General features: G+C 57.4%; 1 protein-coding gene. It reads right to left on the bottom strand.

Features of this window, described 5'->3' with window-relative positions; translation table 11 throughout:
* Positions 1 to 18: 18 nt before the first annotated feature.
* Positions 19 to 733 (bottom strand): ABC transporter substrate-binding protein (locus tag ACXJ7R_RS35260; RefSeq protein ID WP_457155820.1); only part of this gene is annotated, 715 nt, incomplete at its 5' end.

Here is a 733-nt window from a genome sequence, read left to right as displayed (position 1 = left end):
CTTCCCACTTCCGTCGGGTCACTGGCTCGGCAGGCAGACAGGATCCACTTCCTGCGTTATAGCGCCGTTCACCGTCACGGTCCGAAGGGCGATGCTTTCAAGACCCCATTTCTTCAGGATCTTAGCATATTCGCCATTCTGAATTGCGGTCTCGAGGCCCGTTTTCAGAGCCGCGACCAATTCCGGCTCGTTCTTCATCGTCGCGATTCCGAAAGGGGCCGTGCAGAAATTTGCCGCGGTCGCCTCTAACGTGCCGCCTGATTCCTTGGCATTGTAGACGACCACGGGATAGTCGTTGATGTTCGCATCCGCGCGGCCCGTCCTGAGTTGAAGCTGAGCCTGGTCTTGGCCAGGAAAAGTGTTGATCGTGATTGCACCTTTCCCTGCCTCAATGCACTTCTTTGATTGGTTCGCCATAACGTCGCCGGCTACCGAGCCCGTGGGAATAGCGACGGTCGTGCCACACAGATCTTCAAGACCGGCAATCTTCTTCGGATTACCCGCCGCCACGAGAATGCCAAGGCCGACGTTCACGTAGTTGACGAAGTCGACCTTCTCCTCACGGTCCTTCCGATCGGTGATCGAGGCCATCGCGAACGGATATCGTCCTGACTGTATCCCGGGTATCAGTCCGGCGAACGTTGCGACATTGCTGAATTGAAGGTTGGTTTTCAGAGCTGCGGCGATGGCAGCGCCGACATCGATGTCGACGCCCTGGAGCGTTACGCCGTCC

Source organism: Mesorhizobium sp. P5_C1 (assembly GCF_054049815.1).
Note: the sequence above shows the minus strand (reverse complement) of the source record. Positions and strands in the feature narration are given on the sequence as shown.